The sequence below is a fragment of the Phocaeicola plebeius genome, from assembly GCF_003437535.1.
GTDB classification, from domain to species: Bacteria; Bacteroidota; Bacteroidia; order Bacteroidales; family Bacteroidaceae; genus Phocaeicola; species Phocaeicola plebeius_A.
Genome location: NZ_QSQT01000062.1, coordinates 1 through 2,513, shown reverse-complemented (window position 1 = coordinate 2,513; position 2,513 = coordinate 1). Strand labels below are relative to the sequence as shown.

The 2,513-nt window shown below is 50.4% G+C and carries 3 protein-coding genes; all 3 read right to left on the bottom strand.

Annotated features, from left to right (window positions below; genetic code table 11):
* Positions 1–233 (bottom strand): hypothetical protein (locus tag DXD04_RS16510; RefSeq protein WP_147330777.1); only part of this gene is annotated, 233 nt, incomplete at its 3' end.
* Positions 234–258: 25 nt separating this feature from the next.
* A complete protein-coding gene (locus DXD04_RS16505; RefSeq protein WP_117674212.1) occupies positions 259–825 on the bottom strand; it encodes a DUF6707 family protein in 567 nt (188 codons plus the stop codon).
* Positions 825–2,513 (bottom strand): RHS repeat-associated core domain-containing protein (locus DXD04_RS16500; RefSeq protein ID WP_259299585.1); only part of this gene is annotated, 1,689 nt, incomplete at its 5' end. The genes DXD04_RS16500 and DXD04_RS16505, both read right to left, overlap by 1 nt.

The following is a 2,513-nucleotide window of genomic DNA, read 5'->3' as shown; positions in this document are numbered from 1 at the left end:
ATGCCCTTCATGCCCATGGCACCCAGTACGGGGAGCATCGCGGCTTCGCTCAGGCCGTCGGCAAGGCTGCCGATGGCTGCCGCCGCCTTGACGCCCGTGTCAAGGGCATTGACGGACGGTGACACACCGGCCTCGGAGTTCGCCTTGACGCCTTCCGAGATACCCTTGACCTGCGCGCCTACGCCGGTCTTTAGGTTTGCACTTACGCTGTCGAAATAACCTGTGTCCGCCATTCCAAGTTTGAATAAACCAAAAGTATTACATCATTTGGAGTTGTTTTTTTATATCTTCAACCTTTTTCTCTATTATTTTTAAAGGATATTTGTCACTTCCACCAAGAGCGTATATTAATAATAACTCTTCCATTTCATAGCAAAGCCAATTTTTTAAAATTGTTTTTTTGCCTATTGCGGTATATTGTTGAACTTTGTCTTCATATTCTTTCAGTAAAGAACCGTCACATCGCTTAGCAATATCTGTATTGCTAACCTCTGCTTGCATAATCTTTTTTAATGCAACTTGTGCATCAGATTGAGCATTTATTTCGTTCGATGTGATGTAATAAATTAAAGCTAAAATAGATTCTACTGGAACCCAAATATCCCAATTACCAACAAATGATAGAGAGAAAATAACTGAATATAAATTCTTTAGTTCGGTTGTATATCCATAAATATACAACCAATAGCACAATTCTTTCAAATTAGACAAATCCTTAGAAGATTTGAAACTCATTTTTTTTAGAATTTTATTGCAAATACAATCAATCTTCTTATTCTTTAGAAGATACAATTCATTAATAGTTATAACTAAATTATTTTCCATTATTTTATAATTTCAATTTTAATTGTATCACCATCATTACATCCAGATAAAGCCGCCCTAATTGAAGAACCAGCACCTCTATTATCGCTTGGTAAAATATATTCTATATCAGCTCCACTTCCACCTTCTTTAAACATTGCCATAGGCCATTCATCTCGATCACGTCCTTTTTTAGTTTTAGTATTAGCTATAGCCTCTTTTCTTCTATCAGTAGCTCCCTTGCGTGATATAGTCACTACATCGGGATGCCCTTTCTTAATTGCATTTTGTATGTGACGTGTAGTTTCTGGATATTCTGACTTAGATATTTGCAATACAAATTTATATGATTGGCCTTCTTCAGCTTCTTTTAAATAGCAACCTTTAAGTCCTAATACATCAATCCCGTAATTGGTATTTTGAATATACCCATAAAGGCGCATTCCGCCAGCCAGTCCAATCGGATCTTGCGAGACATACATGCCCATCTTCGGCGAGTAATACCTGAACCTGTTGTACGCCAGCCCTGTTTCCCGGTCATAATACTGCCCCTGGAACAGGAACGGTATCATCCCCTTGTTGCCGGTCTCCTCGATGACGTTCCCGTCCATGTCGAGCACCCGGCTCCACACCTCGTTGCCCTCGGTGTCGTATGCCTCCGTCGGCGTTCCGAGCTGGTCGGTCAGTATCGAGTAGGACCTGCCTTCCTTTATCATTGCCACCGGCACGAACGACTCCTCGTCGAAGAGCCATACCGTCATGTCGCGGCGTTCCGTGTCCGTGTTCCACCTGTCCTCCACGACGGAATATTCCCTGTGCTGCTTCCACTGGTGCAGCGGCACGTTGCCGTTCCACACCCACCGCGTCACCGTCGTGCCGAAGCTCTTGGAGAGCCTGCGCCCGAGCGCGTCGTATGTGAACTCCACCTCCCTCTTGTCGGGCCGCACCACCTTTGCCAGAGAGCCGTCGGCGTTCCACCGGTATCTCCAGCGGTCCTTCTTGCCGTCAAGCCACCTTCCCGTGCCGAGGTAGCGTTCCGTCAGGTTCCCGTCCGCATCGTACTCGCAGTGCCATTCGCCGTCCTGCTCCAGCCGTCCGCCACCGAGGTAGCGGCGCAACTTCATGTCCGGGTCGGGATACAGGTTTCCCGTCTGGTCGCTCTTCCTCCACTGCTCCCTGCCGTCGGGATATTCCGCCCTTTCGAGCTGCCCCGTCGGGGTATAGGAGTAGCGTGTCTCGCCACGCCTGCTGTCCTCCACGGACAACAGCCTGTCGGCGACGCCCCAGCGGTAGCGGCGCATGTGCCGTGTGCGCGAGTCCTTGCGTGTGCGGGCATCCACCAGACGGCCTATGTCATCATAGGCGAACGAGCGGACGACGCCTCCCGGAAGGATGCGCTCCACCTCGAAGCCCAGCGTGTCGTGGCGGTGTGCCGATTCCCACGAGCCTGTACCGTCGGCGTCGCTGCCGCCGGTGGCCGTGAAGCCCTCAAGCTCCCCGTAGCCGTTGCGGGTGTAGCGCAGCGAGGCCCCCGCCGTGCTGTCGAGCGTGAGTATCCTGCCGGTATGGTCGTAGGTGCGGAGTATGGTGTTGCCGTCGGCCGTCTCCCGGACCGGAAGTCCCAGGGAGTTGTACGCGAACTCCACCGTGCTTTCACCCCTCGATGCCTGCACCAGCCTGCCGGACAGCCCGTAGGCGTAGGTCTGGTC